The sequence below is a fragment of the Stutzerimonas sp. VN223-3 genome (assembly GCF_045999685.1).
In the GTDB taxonomy this organism is placed as follows: domain Bacteria; phylum Pseudomonadota; class Gammaproteobacteria; order Pseudomonadales; family Pseudomonadaceae; genus Stutzerimonas; species Stutzerimonas stutzeri_AR.
Genome location: NZ_RBEC01000001.1, coordinates 930,923 through 949,645 on the forward strand (window position 1 = coordinate 930,923; position 18,723 = coordinate 949,645).

The 18,723-nt window shown below is 58.0% G+C and carries 15 protein-coding genes and 2 tRNA genes; 5 read left to right on the forward strand and 12 right to left on the reverse strand.

Annotated elements, in window-relative coordinates; all coding sequences use genetic code 11:
• Positions 1-19: 19 nt before the first annotated feature.
• From rfaH to D7241_RS04390, 9 genes are all read right to left on the reverse strand, one after another.
• On the reverse strand, positions 20-559 hold the full coding sequence (rfaH, locus tag D7241_RS04350; RefSeq protein WP_408100450.1) for a transcription/translation regulatory transformer protein RfaH: 540 nt from the start codon (positions 557-559) through the stop codon (positions 20-22).
• A 54-nt stretch (positions 560-613) separates the two neighbouring features.
• Complete coding sequence (locus tag D7241_RS04355) at positions 614-1,357, reverse strand: WbqC family protein (RefSeq protein WP_408100451.1); 744 nt, start codon at positions 1,355-1,357, stop codon at positions 614-616.
• Between the two features lie 68 nt (positions 1,358-1,425).
• Complete coding sequence (locus tag D7241_RS04360; RefSeq protein WP_408100452.1) at positions 1,426-3,636, reverse strand: polysaccharide biosynthesis tyrosine autokinase; 2,211 nt, start codon at positions 3,634-3,636, stop codon at positions 1,426-1,428.
• 56 nt (positions 3,637-3,692) lie between these two features.
• On the reverse strand, positions 3,693-4,622 hold the full coding sequence (locus tag D7241_RS04365) for a glycosyltransferase family 2 protein (protein WP_408100453.1): 930 nt from the start codon (positions 4,620-4,622) through the stop codon (positions 3,693-3,695).
• Positions 4,622-6,151: a polysaccharide biosynthesis protein gene (locus D7241_RS04370; protein WP_408100454.1), complete on the reverse strand. Its 1,530-nt coding sequence runs from the start codon at positions 6,149-6,151 to the stop codon at positions 4,622-4,624. Before D7241_RS04370 ends, D7241_RS04365 begins: the two co-directional genes overlap by 1 nt.
• Before the next feature lie 21 nt (positions 6,152-6,172).
• Positions 6,173-7,357 carry a DegT/DnrJ/EryC1/StrS family aminotransferase gene (locus D7241_RS04375; RefSeq protein WP_408100455.1) on the reverse strand — a complete coding sequence of 395 codons (1,185 nt, stop codon included), beginning with the start codon at positions 7,355-7,357 and terminating at the stop codon, positions 6,173-6,175.
• 68 nt (positions 7,358-7,425) lie between these two features.
• A complete protein-coding gene (locus tag D7241_RS04380; protein WP_408100456.1) occupies positions 7,426-8,199 on the reverse strand; it encodes a hypothetical protein in 774 nt (257 codons plus the stop codon).
• Positions 8,200-9,024: 825 nt separating this feature from the next.
• A tRNA-Met gene (locus D7241_RS04385) sits at positions 9,025-9,101 on the reverse strand.
• A gap of 175 nt (positions 9,102-9,276) precedes the next feature.
• A tRNA-Met gene (locus D7241_RS04390) sits at positions 9,277-9,353 on the reverse strand.
• A 172-nt stretch (positions 9,354-9,525) separates the two neighbouring features.
• Here D7241_RS04390 and D7241_RS04395 point away from each other — a divergent pair.
• Together D7241_RS04395 and D7241_RS04400 are read left to right on the forward strand one after the other, a co-directional pair.
• On the forward strand, positions 9,526-10,089 hold the full coding sequence (locus D7241_RS04395) for a hypothetical protein (RefSeq protein WP_408100457.1): 564 nt from the start codon (positions 9,526-9,528) through the stop codon (positions 10,087-10,089).
• A gap of 81 nt (positions 10,090-10,170) precedes the next feature.
• A complete protein-coding gene (locus D7241_RS04400) occupies positions 10,171-11,145 on the forward strand; it encodes a tRNA dihydrouridine synthase (RefSeq protein WP_408100458.1) in 975 nt (324 codons plus the stop codon).
• 20 nt (positions 11,146-11,165) lie between these two features.
• Here D7241_RS04400 and D7241_RS04405 read toward each other — a convergent pair whose 3' ends face one another.
• A complete protein-coding gene (locus tag D7241_RS04405; RefSeq protein ID WP_408100459.1) occupies positions 11,166-11,912 on the reverse strand; it encodes an SDR family oxidoreductase in 747 nt (248 codons plus the stop codon).
• A 115-nt stretch (positions 11,913-12,027) separates the two neighbouring features.
• Here D7241_RS04405 and D7241_RS04410 point away from each other — a divergent pair, with 115 nt between their 5' ends.
• Positions 12,028-12,474 carry an Hsp20 family protein gene (locus tag D7241_RS04410; RefSeq protein ID WP_408100460.1) on the forward strand — a complete coding sequence of 149 codons (447 nt, stop codon included), beginning with the start codon at positions 12,028-12,030 and terminating at the stop codon, positions 12,472-12,474.
• 44 nt (positions 12,475-12,518) lie between these two features.
• On the opposite strand, the gene D7241_RS04415 is transcribed toward D7241_RS04410, so the two are convergent.
• Together D7241_RS04415 and D7241_RS04420 are read right to left on the reverse strand one after the other, a co-directional pair.
• Positions 12,519-15,413: an EAL domain-containing protein gene (locus D7241_RS04415; protein WP_408100461.1), complete on the reverse strand. Its 2,895-nt coding sequence runs from the start codon at positions 15,411-15,413 to the stop codon at positions 12,519-12,521.
• 130 nt (positions 15,414-15,543) lie between these two features.
• The gene (locus D7241_RS04420; RefSeq protein ID WP_408100462.1) at positions 15,544-16,410 is read right to left on the reverse strand and encodes a LysR family transcriptional regulator; all 867 of its coding nucleotides are present in this window, start codon (positions 16,408-16,410) and stop codon (positions 15,544-15,546) included.
• A 180-nt stretch (positions 16,411-16,590) separates the two neighbouring features.
• Between D7241_RS04420 and leuC the strand changes: the two genes are divergently transcribed.
• Both leuC and leuD read left to right on the forward strand, forming a co-directional pair.
• A complete protein-coding gene (gene leuC, locus D7241_RS04425) occupies positions 16,591-18,018 on the forward strand; it encodes a 3-isopropylmalate dehydratase large subunit (RefSeq protein ID WP_408100463.1) in 1,428 nt (475 codons plus the stop codon).
• Between the two features lie 10 nt (positions 18,019-18,028).
• Positions 18,029-18,676: a 3-isopropylmalate dehydratase small subunit gene (leuD, locus tag D7241_RS04430; RefSeq protein ID WP_408100464.1), complete on the forward strand. Its 648-nt coding sequence runs from the start codon at positions 18,029-18,031 to the stop codon at positions 18,674-18,676.
• The last annotated feature ends 47 nt before the right edge of the window (positions 18,677-18,723 follow it).

Below are 18,723 nucleotides of genomic sequence, written 5' to 3' on the forward strand. Positions count from 1 at the left end.
TCGGCATTCCTCCAGTTTATCAATCGGCGGTCCAGGCTGTGGCGAACATGGCTTGCGACGTGCAACCGTTGAGATAACTCGTGGGCACGCGGACCTTCTGTTCGCGTTGTAACAGGTTCAGCAGGATTACCGAGCGCTGTTCACCGTCAGCGCTGATGAAGATTGCCTCGATGTCTTGGAAACTGCCGCCATTGAGTTGCACCCGCTCACCGGGCTTGAACCGTGGGGCTTCCGGTTGCGGCTGTTCGACTGCAAGGCGCTGGCGTAGCTGTTCGATCAATTCGTCTTTGACCGGTGTCGGTTCTCCGCCGAAGGAGACCACACGAGCAACGCCTCGGGTCGAGCGGATGGGATACCAGTTATCCATTTGCCGATCGAGACGGATGAACAGGTAACCCGGGAAAAGTGGTTCCTCTGCCTTGCCGTGGAGTGATCCGCGCTGCTTTTGCGGTCGGTAGCACTCGAATTGCTGACGTCGGAGGTTCTCTTCGGCCCGGGCTTCCTGGCGTGGTTTGGTCTGGATCAGGTACCAGCGTGGGTTGCTGCTTAGCGCTGCCATGTGCTTGCCTTCCGTAGTGAGTGGTGCCGGTGTCCGTTTCTGCGGGCGTGGCGGCTATGCCCGTTGGAGCATGGCCGGCTGCTCGATGCCTTCCACCAGGGAAAAACGTTTGAGGAGGGCCTGCGCGTCGCTTTGGCTGTTGAACATCAGTACGTCGATGATCGAAAGCGACGGCACGAAGGGCTGGTGGAGTTGCGGGTAGCTCAGGTCGGCCATACGCAGAAAGCGCAACACCACGCCGTGCGCTCTGAAAAACGCGGGGCAGTAAAGCTCCATGCCGCCGATGGGATTGATATACAGCTCGGCGTCCAGCTTCCGCGCGATGCTGACGACCCGCTCCTGCTTGTCCATGCGTGCCGGTAGCCCCAGTTCGGAACCGATGCGGATCGGTGTCTGGATCTGCAAATACGCGCAGATTCGGCGAATGGAGTGCTCGGTGAATCGCGCCAGATTGCGCTCCGGGTACGTCAGGATTTGCCGTATCAACTCGATCACTGCGACCTTGTACGGGGCGCGGGCATAGGCGCGCTCCAGTGTTTTCAGCAGCTTGTCCGTGTGCCGCGAAAAGTCGTCGCACAGCCAGCGCTGGTTGATCCGATCGCCTTGATTGCCCTTGCGCAATGGAAAAGTGATCAGCATCGGTTGCCCGTTCACCAGTATCCGGTTGCGGTTTATCCAGGAACTTTTGACGTACTGGAGGTCATCGCCCAGCACGAAGGCATCACTGCGAGCGATCAGCTGAAAGTAGCCAAGGTAGGGGAACAGGTAGGGTTGCATCATGGCGGCGGTTCTGAGCATGGCGTGTCCCTCGCTTTACAAACCGTGTGAAAAACTACTGCGCTCGCTACGTTTTCACACGGTTTGTGTCAGGCTTTCTGAGAATAGCTGTAATAACCGTATGCACCGGTTTCATAGGCAGTGCTGGATGCCTTGCGTTTTACACCGTTGAGAATGGTGCCCTTGAGGAGCACTCCGTTCTGCGCCAGACGCCGTTTGGACGCTTCGATCTGGCTTGCGGTGCTCAGGCCATAACGGGCCACCAGCAGGCTGGTACCAGCCAGTTGCGCGACCAGTACCGCATCGGTGACGGCGAGAACCGGTGGCGTATCGATGATGATGAAGTCGTATTCCCGCTCCGCCTCCTTTAACAGCCTGGCGAAGTTGTCGTGCATCAGCAGCTCGGACGGGTTCGGCGCGGAAAATCCCCGGGCAATGAAATGCAGGTTGGTCTGATCGGTCTTGTTGGTCACCGCAGCGAGGCGCAGACCGCTGGCCAATGCATCGGAAAGGCCGTTGCGCGGCGCCATGCCGAACATGCTGGCGATATAGCCGCGACGCATGTCTGCATCGATCAGCAACACGCGCTGGCCCGCTTGAGCGATGACCGACGCCAGATTGCTTGCAACGAAGGATTTACCCACCGAGGGCGTCGGGCTGGTAATCACCAATACCGGGTTGCGCGTTTCGAGCATGGCGAATTTCAGGCTGGTGCGTAGGCTGCGCAGGGACTCGATGGCCAGATCCGCCGGATCGGCACCACCCAGCAACTTGCTTCTGCCGTCGCGAATCTTGCGCAGCCGGTGCAAGTGTTCCTGTTTCGCCGAATAGGGCAGCGCGGCATACACCGGAATGCCCAGATGTTCGATTGCCTCCGGGCTTTCGACGCCGCGATAGAACACTTGGCGCAGCAGGATCACCATTGCCGAAACCAGCAGTCCGACGAAAATCGCGACCAGCACCACCAGCGGCTTGATCGGTTTGGCCGGCTTCTCCACCACCGAATAGGCGCTGTCGATGATGCGCACGTTACCGATAGTGCCGGCGCGCAGGATGTCCTGTTCCTGAGCCTTGTCCAGCAGCAGGGTATAAGTGCGTGTCGTGACCTCCATGTCGCGGTTCAGGCGCAGCAGTTCCTGTTGAGTCATCGGTAGCGTGTCGATTTCGGCCATCAAAGCGGCCTTTCGCGCCTCCAACTGGTCGATCTTCTTCATCAGGGTCTGGTAGGTCGGGTGCTCCGGCGTATACAGCTGGTTGTATTCGGTGCGCTTGAGGTTGTGCTCGGAAATCTGCGATTCCAACGCGACGATCTGATCCAGTACGCCTTTGGTCTCGATGCTGATATCCACCGACTGCGCGCTGGTCTGATAGTCGTTGAGCGCCGCCTCGGCCTTTTCCAGCTCCTTGCGTACCAGGGGCACCTGTGAACGCAGGAACTCCAGGCGCTGTGCGGCTTCGGCGGAGCTGCGCTCGATGTTCTGACGCACATAGAGGCGGCTGATCTGGTCAAGTACGTGGTTGGCCTTGTCCGGGTCCGGGTCTTCAAGGGTGAGGTAGATGATTCCTGAATCTTTGCCGGCTTCGCCCACCTTGAGGCGCTTCTGGTAATCCAGCGCAGTGGTTTGCGGGCGGCTTCGCACGAGTGAAAATTCCGTACCGGGACGTGCCTTTAGTTCGGCGATCTGGATTCGGAAGCCTTCGTGTTGCACCGCTTCATTAGTCTTGCCGCGCAGCAGCAGTTGCTCGTCCTTGTCATACAGACTGAAGGCGCCTGCGTTGCCTGCGCGCAATATCAGCTTTTCGCCCAGGTAGGCTTCGGGTACATCCAGCTGAAATACATCTAGTTTCTCACCGCCCCAGGCGTAGCTATCCATGCCCAGCATAGGTGCGGCGAATTCCCCGTCCTCCTCTGGATCGTGCATGCGCGCCAGATAACCGCCGAGAAGCGGTAGGTACTTGGGACGGGCCGTGATGTAGAGCTTCAAGGCGTTGACCGTGCGCCCAAGAACCGAACGTGACTTGATCAGTTCTATCTCGGTCACGGCCTGGGAAACCGAGTTGGGCTTGGAGATCGCTTCTGGAACGCCAGTGATACCGGTCTTCTTCGGCTCGATCTGGATCATCGCGCTGGCTTCGTAAATCGGCGTCGCGACAATTGCATAGGCGACGCCGAGCAGGGCGAAGAAGGCTGTAATAGTGAATATAAGTGCCTTGTGATCAAACGCCACGCGCAGGATACGCGCCAGGTCGATGCGGTTGTCCGCATCGTATTCCAGCGAAGAGCGAGTCATGGCAGTCATTGCGGATCCTTCCTTGAATGTTGCGCTATCGATGCGGCGGCGTTGCCATCCGCTAGTCAGGCGCCTGGGTTAAGCCTGCGTAACAGGTTGACGCTGATGTTCTGGAATATCTGGCCCAGCGCCTGCAGCTTGCTGAGTGGAGAAATCAATGCCAGCACATGGGAAAACACCTGAATCAGGAAATACTCGTAGAGCGCTTGATCGCCGATCCGCTGGTAATAGCGGGCGAGGCTGTAATAGGCGTGCATGCTCATCTGGATGCGCTGTTTGCTGCTGCGCATGGAGAAGATTCCGCCCTCATGCACGCGGTAGGCGGCGGGTTTGATTTCTTCGATGAACTTGCCTTTGCCGTAAGCTCCCAGCAGTGACCACCAGCAGATATCCAGCACCTCGACGCCGTGCAGTTCTGGCGGCAACTCCTGCAGCAGGTTGCGAAAACACACCGTCAGCGTCGACATCGGACGCGCCTGCATCAACTCTCGGGCGCTGGCGTCCTGCCGGTACTTGCCCTGCATGTCCGGATTGCGGACTACGCCCTGGCTGTTGAACATGAATGCATCGTGATAGGTGATCACGTAGTCGCGGTTCTGCTCGAGAAAGTCGACTTGGAGCTGCAGCTTGCGCGGGTCGGTCCAGTAGTCATCCCCTTCGCAATAGGCGATGTACTTGCCACGTGCTCGGGCGAACAGCCGTGTGCTGAACGGCACGCCCTGGCGGTACTGGTTTTCGCGCTGATAGATCGGCTTGATCACGTTTGGATAGCGCGCGGCATATTCGCAAATGATCGCCGCAGTGGAGTCGGTCGAGGCGTCGTCATGAACGATCACCTCGAAGGGAAAGTCCGTTTCCTGCCGGAGGAATCCCTCCAGCGTTTCCCTTATGAAAGAGGCATGGTTGTAGGCCAGACAGACGATGCTCAGCAAGGGTTCGCGTCTGTCGCCCCAGGTTGCCATCAAGGCTTGTTCGCTTTTCAGTTGCGTGTCCATCAGGTGCTCGACTTTGTCATCAGTACGTACAGGCGGAGTACGACGGGTTTGGAGGTAAAGGTGACCAGCGTCAGGCAGATCAATCCGCTGATCGCTAGCCCTAGAAGCGTGTCGAAGCGGTTGTCACTGGCGATGGCCGCGAACACCGGTTCGCCGATCAACAGGCCCAGGCCGGTCATGGCGGTAATGCGCAGCAAGTCCTGCAGCCATTGCCGATGCAGGCCGGGAGCGAAGCGTTTGTGGACCATCGACGGCCAGATCAGAAGGGTCAGCATGCGCAGCCCGAACCAGGCCAGTGCTGCGCCATAGACGCCATGTTCCAGCGTCGCATATGTCACCAGCGGAATGCTTAGCGCGGCGGAGACCAGGCTGAACCACACATGTAGGCGCAACTGCCCGTGGGCGTACTGCAGATAAAATTGGAAGGCGGTGACGGCCATGATCGCGCTGCCCAGTACATACCAGGGCAGAACCGATCGGCTCCATTGCGCGGCTTCCAAATCACCGGTCCAGGCGAATATCAGCTCGGCGGAATGAAAGGCGATCACCCCGGCAAGGGGAAACAGCAGGCTGCAGACGAAGCGGGAGGCGTTCAGGTAAAGCGCCTGCATCTCGGCGATCCGGTCTTCGGCGACGAGCATGGTCATGCGTGGTAGCAGCGTCTGCACCAGCGGATTGGTAAGCGTCATGATGCCGGTCGAAATCAGCGCTACCAGCGAGAAGTAGCCGTACTCCTTGAGCAGCAGCACGTTGGACAGCAAGACCTTGTCCAACTGCGTCAGGATGATCCACAACACCGAGGTAAGCGACATGCCCGCCGCAAAAGGCAGCACCGGCCTGACTACTGCCCAATCGAAGCCGGTCAGCAGCTTTGGGTTGGGCATCAGTGCATAAGCCTTGGCGGCGAATATCAGCGTTTCGATCAGTGCTACCGCTGCCTGAAACAGAAAGAAGTCCAGCGGGTCCTGACTCACATAAGCCACCAGAAACAGGCCGCCGAAATAGCGCAGCGTGGCGACGAGGATGTTTGCGCCGTTCAGCCAGGCATGCAGTTCGAGTCCTTGCAGGCCGCTCTTGTATAAAGTTGCGTACAACCTCAGGCCGATCATCAAGCCCATCAGGCTGATGCAGTGAATGATGGTCGCAGTACTCAACTCCTGCGCCTGCAACCACTGGTGAGCAATCCACCCGCTGGAGAAGTGAATGGTCAGCACCGTCAGCGCCGCCAGCGGCAAGAAGATGATTTCGAACGAACGCAGCAACTGCCCGGGCTCGTAGCGTTGCGCCGCAGCGACCGGGCGGCCACGTAAATGAGCGATCTGGCGAACCAGCGACGGCGACAGGCCTGCATCCAGCAATTGCAGCCAAGCCTGTAGCACCGCGAAGAACCCGATCAGACCATAGGCTTCCGCCCCCAGATGCCCGAGATAGAAGGGCAAGATGAGAATGCCGACCAGCAAGGCGTACGCCTGACCTGCGTAGCTCAGGCCGGTGTTGCGAATCATGGAAAGCTTTCGGGAATCGGACATCGATCAATCGCCGCGAGTGAATCAGGAAATACGCTTGCACTCTGGATCGAGCAGGCTGAGCCGGTGTTCGTTCAGCAGCCCGACAGAGCCGGCCTGCGGCCAGTATTGTTCCGCGCGCGATCGGGTGCGCCGCACCGATTCGGTCAGCAGCGTCTGGACCACAGTGTTCTGGATGTGTCGCGGCAGGCCCGGATAAATCGGCAAGCACAGCACGCGGCGGCTTAAGGTCCGCGACTGTATCTGCGGCATCTGTGGCTGCAGGTGGCCGAGGGTATCCAGCGAGGGGTAGAAGTAACGCCTGGGATTGATACCTTGTGCATTCAACGCACTGCGACTGCGTAGCAGCTGTTCTTCATTGGCCAGGGCTATCGGAAAGTAGCTATGGTTTCGAGCGGAGTGAGGCTGCTGGTGCTGAAGGTCGAAGTGATCGCCCAGTTGCTGTTCGTAGCGCCGGGCGATCTCCGCCCGTTGCTCCAGAATCAGCGGCATGTCATCAAGGATGCACAGGCCCATCGCAGCCGCGAATTCGTTGAGTTTGGCGTTGATACCGATACCGTTGATGATGTCGGTGTCGACGATGCCGAAGTTGCACAGCAAGCGAATCCTGGCTGCCAGCGCATCGTCATTGGTAACGATGGCGCCCCCTTCGATGGTGTGAAAGAGCTTGGTGGCATGGAAGCTGAGCGTGCTGACATCGCCCCAGTTGAACACTGACTGATCCTTGTAGCGCACGCTGAACGCATGAGCTCCGTCGTAGATCACCTTCAAACGATGACGGTTGGCGATCTGCGCGATGGTCTCGACATCACAGGCGTTGCCAAAGACATGGGTGGCGACGATTGCCTGGGTGTCGCCGTCAATCCTCGCCTCGATGGTGTGCGGGTCGAGGTTCCAGGTGGCCTTATCGATATCGGCGAATATCGGCCGTATGCCTTCCCATTGCAGCGAGCTGGTGGTGGCGACAAAGCTGAACGGGGTGGTGATAGCGCTGCCGGACAGATCCAGCGCTCGATAGGCAATCTGCAACGCGAGGGTCCCGTTGTTGGTGAGGATGATATTCCTGACCCCTAGATAATCACGCAGGCGTTCCTCCAGCTCTGTGACAAGCGGCCCGTGATTCGTCAGCCAGCCGGACGCATAGATGCTGTCCACGTAATTAAGAAACTTGGCCTTGTTGCCCAGATACGATTTGGTGACATTGATCATCTCGACGTCCTTATCGGTAGCCATGGCGAAAGGTGCGAAGCGGAAAAATAGGTTGGTGCTACGTCGGTTCAGGCGGCCGGATGCGCCCCGGCCGCAGTCGCGCGGCGGGCGCGACGCTGGTTCAGCTTGAGGATCAACCGGGTTGCGAGGCTGCCCGCGTGCGGATCGCCATAGTGAAAGATGGCGGTTGCCCGGCGGCTGGCGGGATCGCAAGGCTCGTTTGCATGCAGTGTCCGGTAGCCCCAGAACAGATAGAGATTGCCGGGAACCAACTTCAGCTTTTTTGGCTTTAGCAGATTGCGGCGAATGGCGGCGCTGATCAGCTTTCGGCTCAGCGCGTTCTGCAGCAAGGTTTTTTCCAACACATTGAACAGAACGTTCGAACGTACACGGCGGAGGTTAGGAAAAACGATCAGGTCACCGCAGTCGGCACCATGTTGAGGAATCTCAATGGGTAACAGTACCGTCAGAAGGCTTGCATCGTAATGAAAGCAATTTGACTCTCGGCGGCCTGAATCGCCCTGTACGCAACGCAGTACCTGAAATATCGCGTCGCTAAACGAGGCTTTTCCCGCACCTGCCTGATGAATACCTGCAAGCATTTCACGAAACTCCGGCGCAGCGCCTAGCACGCCCAATAGAGAGTTCGCGATCGCATCTCCGCCATGGTGCGCGAAATAATGGCCCTTATGTTTTTCAGCGTCGGCCCGGATCTGATCTTGCAATGACTTTAATTGATCCTGGGTTAGGAAGTTGGCGACGCAGGAATATCCTGTGTTGTTCATCTCCCGAACAATTAATTGATGCATTTCTGCATCTACGCTACGAAATACATTACTCACGGTTAGCTCCAAATCGGAATAACGCAAGATACGGGTGTGCAAGTGGCGAGTAGAAACTGCGAGAAGAATTAAGTCGAACTTTAAGATCACGGACGGCTATTATTTTTTTATGGAGATCAGAGCCATTCCATAGACTTACATTGTTCTGTGGGTGATTTGTTTTGTTGGCAATTTTTCATCAGACAATGCTACCGCCATCGGCGGTCATGGCCGCTTTTTACGTGCTTGCTGCAGAACTGCAGTTCGCCTGTGAATCCCGTTTTGTGCGGGCTACAGCCAATTAGGCAAAGCTACCGCACTCGGCTGGGATACGAGATAAGCATCAGGCAATAAAGAAAAAATATTTAGCGCTCAGGCTTAAGGCGCTTTGTAAAACGATGCTATCCCTAAATTACTTGCGGTAGCCAAACTTGACCATTTTGGTTGGTCTGGCTTGCCGTTTCGTTGAGCATCCTGCCGCTGCTTTATGTGACGTAGTTATCATCCATAACAGGGCGGCAGTCAAGATAAACGAGCCGAAATCCTATAAAAAACTGGGCGATATCCGCTTGGTTGCCGTAAGTTGTTGATAATGATGAGGTGCCGCTTCTGGCTGTTATTGGTGTTCTTGCGGGTTGGCTGTATCTCAAATAAGACAACCATCTTTCAAAATAAGCCGTTCGGGCTAGTAAAATTGTGCGGTGAAGGAAATGGCACATAACCAGAGAGTGTTAATGCCAAAACGGATTAACGAAGAAGAATGCCAGGAGATTGCAGCGTGAGAAGGGCAGCGATTTCGTGACACAACGAAAAAAGGCCACTCGCATGAGTGGCCTTTTTCGTATTTGGTTGCGGGAGCCGGATTTGAACCGACGACCTTCGGGTTATGAGCCCGACGAGCTACCAGACTGCTCCATCCCGCGTCTGTGAGCCGGCATTCTACAGGCTGCCGCGTCTCTGTCAACCGCTCGCGTCGAAAAGAGTTTTCTTTTCAAATGTTTAGCCAATTGGTTAGGCATCGGTGCTGGCAAGCAGCAGCTTATTGCTCCCTTGCTGCACAAACGAAAAAGGCCACTCAAGAGTGGCCTTTTTCGTATTTGGTTGCGGGAGCCGGATTTGAACCGACGACCTTCGGGTTATGAGCCCGACGAGCTACCAGACTGCTCCATCCCGCGTCTGTGGAGCGGCATTCTACAGCTTTCGGTCGTGCTGTCACGGCTTTTATCGAAGATAAGCTCGTTTCTTCAAACGCTTAGCGAAACAGCAGTACCGTGCCGCGTGGCTATGGCTGACCGGGACTGCGGCGCTTCAGTGCCTCGCTTGTGGTGGTAGCGAGCGATCCGCAGCATGCCCCAAAGCATGGCGAATGCGGCTCCGCTCCAGCCGATGATCATCAAGAGAATTACCAGTGCAGGTGTGATCATTGTTGGATTCCTTTCTAAGTTTGCCATCAACTGCTCTCTGAAGATGGACCCCGAATCGATGCGGACGGTTCCAACTGCCGTTGGTCAGCGATGCTCGCCGGTGATGCACGGTTGGTTCGCTAAGCTGCCTAAACGTTGTCGTGACTTGGTAGGAGGATTTATGCGGACCTATCTGAGAATTGCGCTTGGAGCCGTAGTTGGGCTTTCCGCTGTAACGGCTGCTCTTGCCGCCTCGCTTGAGCGTGCAGCGCCCAGCGCTAGTCAGTTGGCGCAGAACACCGGGGCCGTCGACCGCACCCTCGGCAACAGTTCCATGGGCGTTGGCGAAGGTATCGAACGACTACCCGAACGATCCGAAACGGATTTCGATCCGGATGATGGGCAACGAACACGAAAGACTTCCGACGAATCGCGCCACGGTGATAACGACACCGATATGGAGCATCACCCACGCCGGACTCTCGGTGATCACGAGGACGACCGATGATCCAGGCGAAGCAGCCGGCACGTTCCTAACGAGCGGCCCACTCCGTACAATGCGGTCCTTTTTTCGATTGGGCCGTACAACATGCAGATCGCCTTGGCGCCCATGGAAGGGTTGGTCGACGAGATTCTCCGTGACGTGCTGACGCGTGTCGGTGGTGTCGACTGGTGTGTTACCGAATTCATCCGTGTATCGGACCGTTTGTTGCCGCCGTCCAGCTTCCGCAAGCTCGCTCCGGAGCTTGATGGCGGTGCAGTGACACGGGCAGGAACGCCGCTGCGAGTGCAATTACTGGGTTCCGATCCGCTTTGCTTGGCCGACAATGCCGCCTTCGCCTGCAGCCTCGGGGCGCCCGCTATCGACCTGAATTTCGGTTGCCCGGCCAAGACGGTTAACAAGTCCCGGGGCGGTGCCGTGCTGCTCAAGGAACCCGAGCTGCTTCATTCGATTCTGTACCAAGTGCGCAAAGCAGTGCCGGCGCATATCCCGGTTACCGCCAAGATGCGGCTGGGTTTCGACAGTCCGGACGGTGCGCTCGATTGCGCCAGTGCGCTGGTCGATGGCGGCGCCGAGCAGCTGGTAGTGCATGCGCGAACCAAGCTCGACGGCTACAAGCCACCTGCGCATTGGGAATGGGTCGCCAAGGTTCAAGATGTGGTCGCCGTGCCGGTTTTCGCCAACGGTGATATCTGGTCGCTGGAGGACTGGCGCCGCTGCCGTGAAATCAGCGGCGTGGACGACATCATGCTTGGGCGCGGGTTGGTCTGCCGGCCGGATCTGGCTCGTCAGATTAATGCTGCGAAGAAGGGCGCAACGGTCGAGCCGATGGGCTGGGAAGACCTGCAGCCATTGCTCGCCGACTTCTGGCTACAGGCGCGACGCAAAATTTCTCCGCGCTACGCACCGGGTCGGCTCAAGCAATGGATATCCATGCTCACCCGCAGCTACCCGGAAGCAGTAGCACTGTTCGCCCAGCTGCGACGGGAAAACGATTGTGAGCGACTCGACACCCTGCTGGGTATCGACAGCAACGTGTCGGGTTTCGAAGCTGCCGTTTAGCAGGTAGTTTCAACGGCCTGTTAACGCCCGCCGCTGACATCCAGCAGGGCACCGCTGGTGTAGCTGGCCTTATCGCTGGCCAGCCAGACAATCGCCTCTGCCACTTCTTCAGCATGCCCGCCACGGCCCATAGGCACGCTGGCTTTGACGCGCTCGACCCGTCCAGGCTCGCCGCCGCTGGCGTGAATCTCGGTGTCGATCACGCCCGGCCGCACGGCATTGACGCGAATACCTTCTGCTGCGACCTCCTTGGCCAAGCCAAGAGTCATGCTGTCGACCGCGCCCTTGGCGGCTGCGTAATCGATATATTCATTGGGCGCGCCGAGTTTCGCTGCGATCGAGGATACGTTGATGATGGCGCCGCCATTGCCTCCGTAGCGGGTCGACATGCGCTTCACCGCGTGGCTCGCGCAGAGAAAGCTGCCGGTTACATTAACGGCGAATACCCGTGCCAGCCGTGCGGCGTCCATCTCGTCCAGACGCATCTGGCGCTCCAGCATGCCGGCGTTGTTGACCAGGACGTCGAGCCTGCCGAACTCATCGTCGACTGCGGCGAACAGTCTGGCCACTTGAGCCTCGTCGGCCACATCGGCTGCCACCGCTATGGCCCGGACGCCGGCGTTTTTAAGCTCGTCAAGCAGGCTCTGCACGGCGTCCTGGCGATGGTGAAAGTTAAGGCACAGCGCATAGCCTTCGGCAGCTGCGAGCCTGGCAGTGGCGGCGCCTATTCCTCGGCTGGCCCCTGTGATCAGCATGACTTTGGACATAAATAACTCCGACGAACGGCCTTGAAAAGCAGCGGGCAATTCCTATTTAGGGCATCACAGGATGCCGAATTCGGGTCCTGTAAAAACCACTCGCTGCATATCAGGAGATAGCAAAATGACTAGCTTTTCGATGGCTCCACTGTTCCGCCAATCCATTGGCTTCGATCGTTTCAATGATCTGTTCGAGTCTGCCTTGCGCAACGACGCGAGCAGCTCGTTCCCACCGTACAACGTGGAAAAACACGGTGATGATCAATACCGCATCATCGTAGCAGCTGCTGGTTTCCAGGAGTCCGATCTGGATCTGCAAGTTGAACGCGGGGTACTGACCGTCAGCGGCGGCAAGCGTGAGAACGGCGGGGAAAACATCACCTATTTGCACCAAGGCATCGCCCAGCGGGCATTTAAGCTGTCGTTCCGCCTGGCCGACCATATAGAGGTCAAAGGTGCTGCGCTCAACAATGGCTTGTTGAACGTCCAGCTCGAGCGCGTCGTGCCGGAAGAGGCTAAGCCCAAGCGTATCCCGATCAACGGTGAGCGCCTGGCACTGGAAGAGGCCTGACCTTGAGAAGGGCGTCGCGAGACGCCCGTTTTTCTGCTTGTAGATCAGGCTGTCAAATTCGTTGCCAATAACTCGCTGAACTCGGCAAACGGCAGCGGGCGGCTGAACAGGTAGCCCTGATACAGATGGCACCCTTGCAGCTGCAGCAACTCGAGCTGCGCCTGCTGTTCGACCCCCTCGGCAATCACTTCCAGCCTCAGGCTCCTGGCCATCGCGACGATAGCGCGGATGATTTCGGCGTCGTTGCCGTCATCCAGTGCGTCGCGAACGAAGGACTGGTCGATTTTCAACAGATCCACCGGAAGCCGTTTGAGATAGGTGAGCGAGGAGTAGCCGGTACCGAAATCATCCATCGCAAAGCTCACCCCGTGCCGACGTAGGCGCCGCATTTTGGCAATGGTGTCGTCCAGGTTCTGGATCACGATGCCTTCGGTGATTTCCAGCTTGATCATCTGGTGTGGCAGTCCGGTGGTTTTCAGCGCTTCGACGACGCGTTCGACGAATTCGTTCTGGCGGAACTGGCGTGGGCTGATGTTGACGCAGAGGCTGAAGTCGTCGGGCCGTACCAGGTCGTTGGCCAACAATAGAGCACCGATTCGGCAGGCTTCCTTTATTACCCAGCCGCCGACTTCGATGATCAGTCCGCTTTCTTCCAATACATTGATGAACTGGGCGGGCGAGCGTGCGCCATGCTCCGGATGATGCCATCGCAACAGGACCTCGGCACCGACCACCACGCCGGATCGCGCATCTACCTGAGGTTGAAGATATAGCTCGAATTCATTGCGCTGAAGTGCCAGGCGCAGCTCGTTTTCCAGCTGCAAGCGGGCGCTCGCGGCTTCCTGCATGGTCGCTCGAAACAGTTGAATGGCATTGCGTCCGGCATCTTTGGCCCGGTATAGGGCGATGTCGGCGCGCTTCAGCAGGTCGGCAGGAGTGTCGCCGTGATCCGGCATCAGCGCAATGCCGATACTCGGCGTAACCTGCAGTCGATTACCTTCGAAGACCATGGGCTCCGCAAGTAGAGTGCGCAGTTTTTCCGCAACCTGCCGAACTTGGCGGGTCACATCTGAGCGTTTGCCGGTCAGGCCGGTCAGCAGCACGACGAACTCATCGCCACCAAGGCGGGCAACGGTATCTTCCTGACGGATGCTGGCTTCGAGGCGTGCGGTGATCATTTTCAGTACGCCATCGCCGACCGGATGTCCGAGCGAATCGTTGATGTGCTTGAAGTGGTCAAGATCGAGGAACAGCAGCGCGCCCCGTAGATTGTGCCGTTTATGCAACGCGGCCTGCTGGGTCAGACGATCCATGAGCAGGGCGCGATTGGGCAGGTTGGTCAGCGGGTCATGGTAAGCCAGATGATGGATCTGTGCGTGGGCGGCTTTCAGCTGGCTAATGTCGCGGGCTGACAACAGCAGGCATTCGGTGTCGTTGAGCTCGATAGGCTCTACCGAGACCTCGATGTTCATTGGTCTGCCGTAACGATCCTGGCCGATCATTTCCCAATTGGTCACGCGACCGTCACGCTCTAGCAGCTCGAGAATTTCGTTGCGTTGCGTGACAGACCAGATGCCTAACTCTGCAGAGGTGCGACCGATGGCTTCCTCCGGACGATAACCAGAGAGGCGGTAGAAACCGTCGTTGACCTCAATGAATCGCCCGGTACTGCGCTCGCTGATGATGATCGCGTCGGGGCTTGAGTGAAACGCCGTGGCGAACTTGGCCTCGCTGACCTTCAGCGCCGCCTCGGCTCGCTGCCGCTTTGTGATGTCCCGGAACGTAGTAACAATGCATAGGCGCCGGTCGATACGGATGAAGCGGCTGGAAACAACGCAGGTGATGTACTGGTCTGCCTTGGTTCGAAATTGCGCTTCGGCATTCTCCAGACGCTGGTCGCGAGTCAGCTGCTGATAGAGTTCCAGTCGTTGATTCTCGTCGCGCCAGAAGCGTATTTCCGGAGCCGAACGTCCCACGATATCGCTGCTCTCCCAACCGAATACAGCGCTGAAGCTCGGGTTGATCCCAATGAACTTACCATCACGAATGCGTGACAGAGAAATCGGATCTGGACTGCCTTGGAACAGCGCGGAAAATTTGGCTTCGGAGGCGGCTAGATGCTGCTCGCGCAGAACACGCTCGGTGACGTCGATAATAATGCCGGCCATTCGTAGTGGCGCGTCGTGCTCATCACGATAGAGCTTGGCGGTGCTTTCCAGGTGACGAATCGTGCCATCGGCATGTTCCGCCTGGTAAACGGTTTGGTAGGTCTTACGTCGCCCAGCGAGCAGATCGCTGTAAGCGTCGCGCATGGCTTGTCGGTCTTTTGCCGCGACGCTGCGGAAAAACTCCCGAAACGATCCATCGAATGGACCTTCGACGATGCCCTGCAATTCAGAAGCCCGAGCCGAGGCATACAGCTTGTCGCTCGGGATGTGCCATTCCCAGTTGCCAAGCTCTGCCGAGGCCAACGCCAGCTCCAGGCGTTCCTGACTGTCTTCGAGAGCCTGGGCCTGGATGTGCTGGTCGGTGATGTCGCGGACGATGCCCACCAGCATCGACTGGTCCGTGCTGCCAGCTTTTTGCTGGCCGTCGATTTCCAGCCAGCGCACAGACCCATCTACCCAAAGCACTCGGTGGCGAAAACTGAAGCGTGGCTCGTTGCCCTTCCGTGCTGAGCGAATGAATGCGTCGATGCGGGATCGGTCTTGCTCGAAGATCAGCTTGAGATAGTCGGCCTGTGAGATCTCGCCACGCGGCTCCGTGAGACCAAAAAGCCTGCTGGTACCGAGCGACCAATGCACGACGCCACGCTGTAAATCCCAGGACCAGACGCCCAACCCAGCACCGTCGAGTACCGACAGTAGGCGAGCTGCGTCCTGCCAAGGAGTTGCTGCTTCGTTTGGAATGGCGTTGCCTGCGGGCTCAGTGGGCAACATGAACGGCCTCGCCCGGGCAAATCGGGAAGTGGCGAATCGGTGGTAAACAAACAATGCTCATGGGCGCTTCTGGGTATCTTGTAGTTATGCTCCGAACTTATCCGTAGCTAATGGCAAAGTGCAAGTGCGGTTAGTCGGTATCCAGCAATGCCATGAAGGCTTTCGCCGCATTCGACAGGGTGCGCTCGGTATGGATGATGTAGCCGAGCTGCCTCGATAGTTGAACGCCAGGGAGCGGCAAACGCACCACTTGTTCATCGAGCATGGTTCGCGGCAGCACGCTCCAGGCGATGCCAATGGAAACCATCATTTTGATTGTCTCCATATAGTTGGTACTCATCGCGATGTTCGGGGCCAGGCCTTCACGCTCGAACAACCGCTGGGCGATATGGTGAGTGAAGGTGTTGCCGCCGGGAAACACGGCGGGGAAGGCGGCGATATCGGTCAATGTGATGTCCGGTTTCTGAGCCAGCGGATGCTCCGGTGCGACGACGAAGTCCAGTGGATCGTCCCAGACCTTGCTGGCGAGAACCGGTGCCGCGGTATTCGGAGCCAGCGTGATCACGGCAAGCTCAGCGCGCCCGTGCAGGATTTCCTCGTAGGCGATTTCCGAATCCAGGAAACGGATGTCCAGGTTCACATTCGGATAGGCGCGGGTGAAGGCCCTGAGCAGTGGCGGCAGGCGGTGCAGGCCGATGTGGTGGCTGGTCGCCAAGCACAATCGGCCGCTGACATCCCCGTTCAGATTGGTCAGTGCGCGGCGCGTGTCGTCCAGCACGTTGAGGATCTGATAGGCGCTCGGCAGCAGTGCTCTGCCGGCTTCGGTCAGCCCGATTTCCCGTCCGAGTCGGTCGAATAGCCGTACGTTCAGTTGTGACTCCAGCGCTGCCAGCCGCTTGCTTACCGCTGGCTGGGTCAGGTGCAGGCGTTCTCCAGCCAAGGAAAAGCTACCGGTCTCGGCGATGGCAATAAAGGCATTGAGGTTGGCGAGGTCCATCGGTTCGCTCCGGCGAAAAATTAGAGGCCAGGTTCAACTCGATAAACGAGTAGCTTATAGCTATTCCCTTAAGGAATGCATTGAATGAAAAATATGAATTTGAGTAATTCTATGCAACCCCATAGCATCAACCTCATAAGCAAAAGGGCTATTGCCCAAGAAACTGATGAGGAACGTCTGATGGCTGGCAAAACGCTCTACGACAAGCTCTGGGAAATGCACGAAGTCAAACGTCGCGATGATGGCTCGTCGCTGATCTACATCGACCGTCATATCCTCCACGAAGTAACCTCGCCACAGGCCTTCGAAGGCCTGCGTCTGGCTGCTCGCAAGCCATGGCGCATCGACGCCAATATCGCTACGCCCGATCACAACGTGCCGACCACCAAGGGCGAGCGCCAGGGCGGCCTGGAAGCCATCGCCGATGAGGTCTCGCGTATTCAGGTACAGACTCTGGATGAGAACTGCGATGACTTCGGCATCCTCGAATTCAAGATGAACGACATCCGTCAAGGTATCGTCCACGTAATCGGCCCGGAGCAGGGCGCGACGCTGCCGGGTATGACCGTTGTGTGCGGCGACTCTCATACCTCGACCCATGGCGCGTTCGGCGCGTTGGCCCACGGCATCGGTACCTCGGAAGTCGAGCATGTGCTCGCCACCCAGTGTCTGGTCGCCAAAAAAATGAAAAACATGCAGGTGCGCGTCGAGGGCAAGCTGCCTTTCGGTGTGACCGCCAAGGACATCGTGTTGGCAGTGATCGGCAAGATTGGCACTGCTGGCGGTAACGGCCATGCGTTGGAATTTGCCGGCAGCGCCATTCGGGATCTGTCGATGGAAGGCCGCATGACCATCTGCAACATGTCCATCGAGGCCGGTGCCCGCGTGGGGATGGTGGCTGCGGACGAGAAGACCATCGCCTATGTCGAGGGTCGTCCATACGCGCCCAAGGGTGCCGACTGGGAACGTGCAGTTGCAGCCTGGAAGGATCTCGTCTCCGACGAAGATGCGGTATTCGATACCGTGATCGAGTTGAAAGCCGAAGAGATCAAGCCGCAGGTGAGCTGGGGTACCTCCCCGGAAATGGTTTTGGCGGTCGACCAGAGCGTGCCTGACCCGGCAGTAGAAGCCGACCCGGTCAAACGCGATTCCATTACCCGTGCGCTGAAATACATGGGGCTGCGCGCCAACCAGCCGATCACCGAGATCCAACTGGATCGCGTATTTATCGGCTCCTGCACTAACTCTCGCATCGAAGATTTGCGCGCTGCCGCCGAAGTAGCCAAGGGCCGCAAGGTGGCCGCTACGGTCAAGCAGGCGATGGTCGTGCCGGGTTCCGGACTGGTCAAGCAACAAGCCGAGGCGGAAGGGCTAGACAAAGTCTTCCTTGAAGCCGGCTTCGAATGGCGTGAGCCAGGCTGTTCCATGTGTCTGGCTATGAACCCGGACAAACTTGGCAGCGGCGAGCATTGCGCCTCCACCTCCAACCGTAACTTCGAAGGGCGCCAGGGCGCTGGTGGCCGAACTCATCTGGTCAGCCCGGCCATGGCTGCCGCCGCCGCGGTGACCGGCCGCTTCGTCGATGTTCGCGAATTGATCCAGGCCTGAGGAGACCGACATGAAAGCATTCACCCAGCATACCGGTCTGGTCGCGCCGCTCGATCGAGCCAACGTCGATACCGACCAGATCATCCCCAAGCAGTTTCTCAAGTCGATCAAGCGCACCGGCTTTGGCCAGAACCTGTTCGATGAGTGGCGTTACCTGGATGTCGGTCAGCCTAATCAGGATTGCTCGAATCGCCCGGTGAACAACGAGTTCGTGCTGAATTTTCCGCGTTATCAGGGCGCCAGTGTCCTGCTCGCACGTGAGAATTTCGGCTGCGGCTCGTCCCGCGAGCATGCCCCGTGGGCGCTGGACGAGTACGGCTTCCGTGCCATCATCGCGCCGAGCTTTGCTGACATTTTCTACAACAACAGCTTCAAGAACGGCCTGTTGCCGATCGTGCTGAAGGAAGCGGAAGTCGACGAGCTTTTCGAACAAGCCGAAGCCACCGAAGGATATCAGCTCACCGTGGATCTGGCCGCGCAAACCGTTACTCGTCCGGACGGCAAACACTACAGCTTCGAGGTCGATGCCTTCCGCAAGCATTGCTTGCTTAACGGCCTTGACGACATCGGGCTGACGCTGCAAGACGCGGATGCGATCAAGGTGTTCGAAGCCCGCCATCAGCAGAGCCAGCCCTGGTTGTTCGGTGCAATCAAATAAGTTCGAGCTGGACCTGTTGTGTAGGGTGGCTTCAGCCCGCCTGAGAG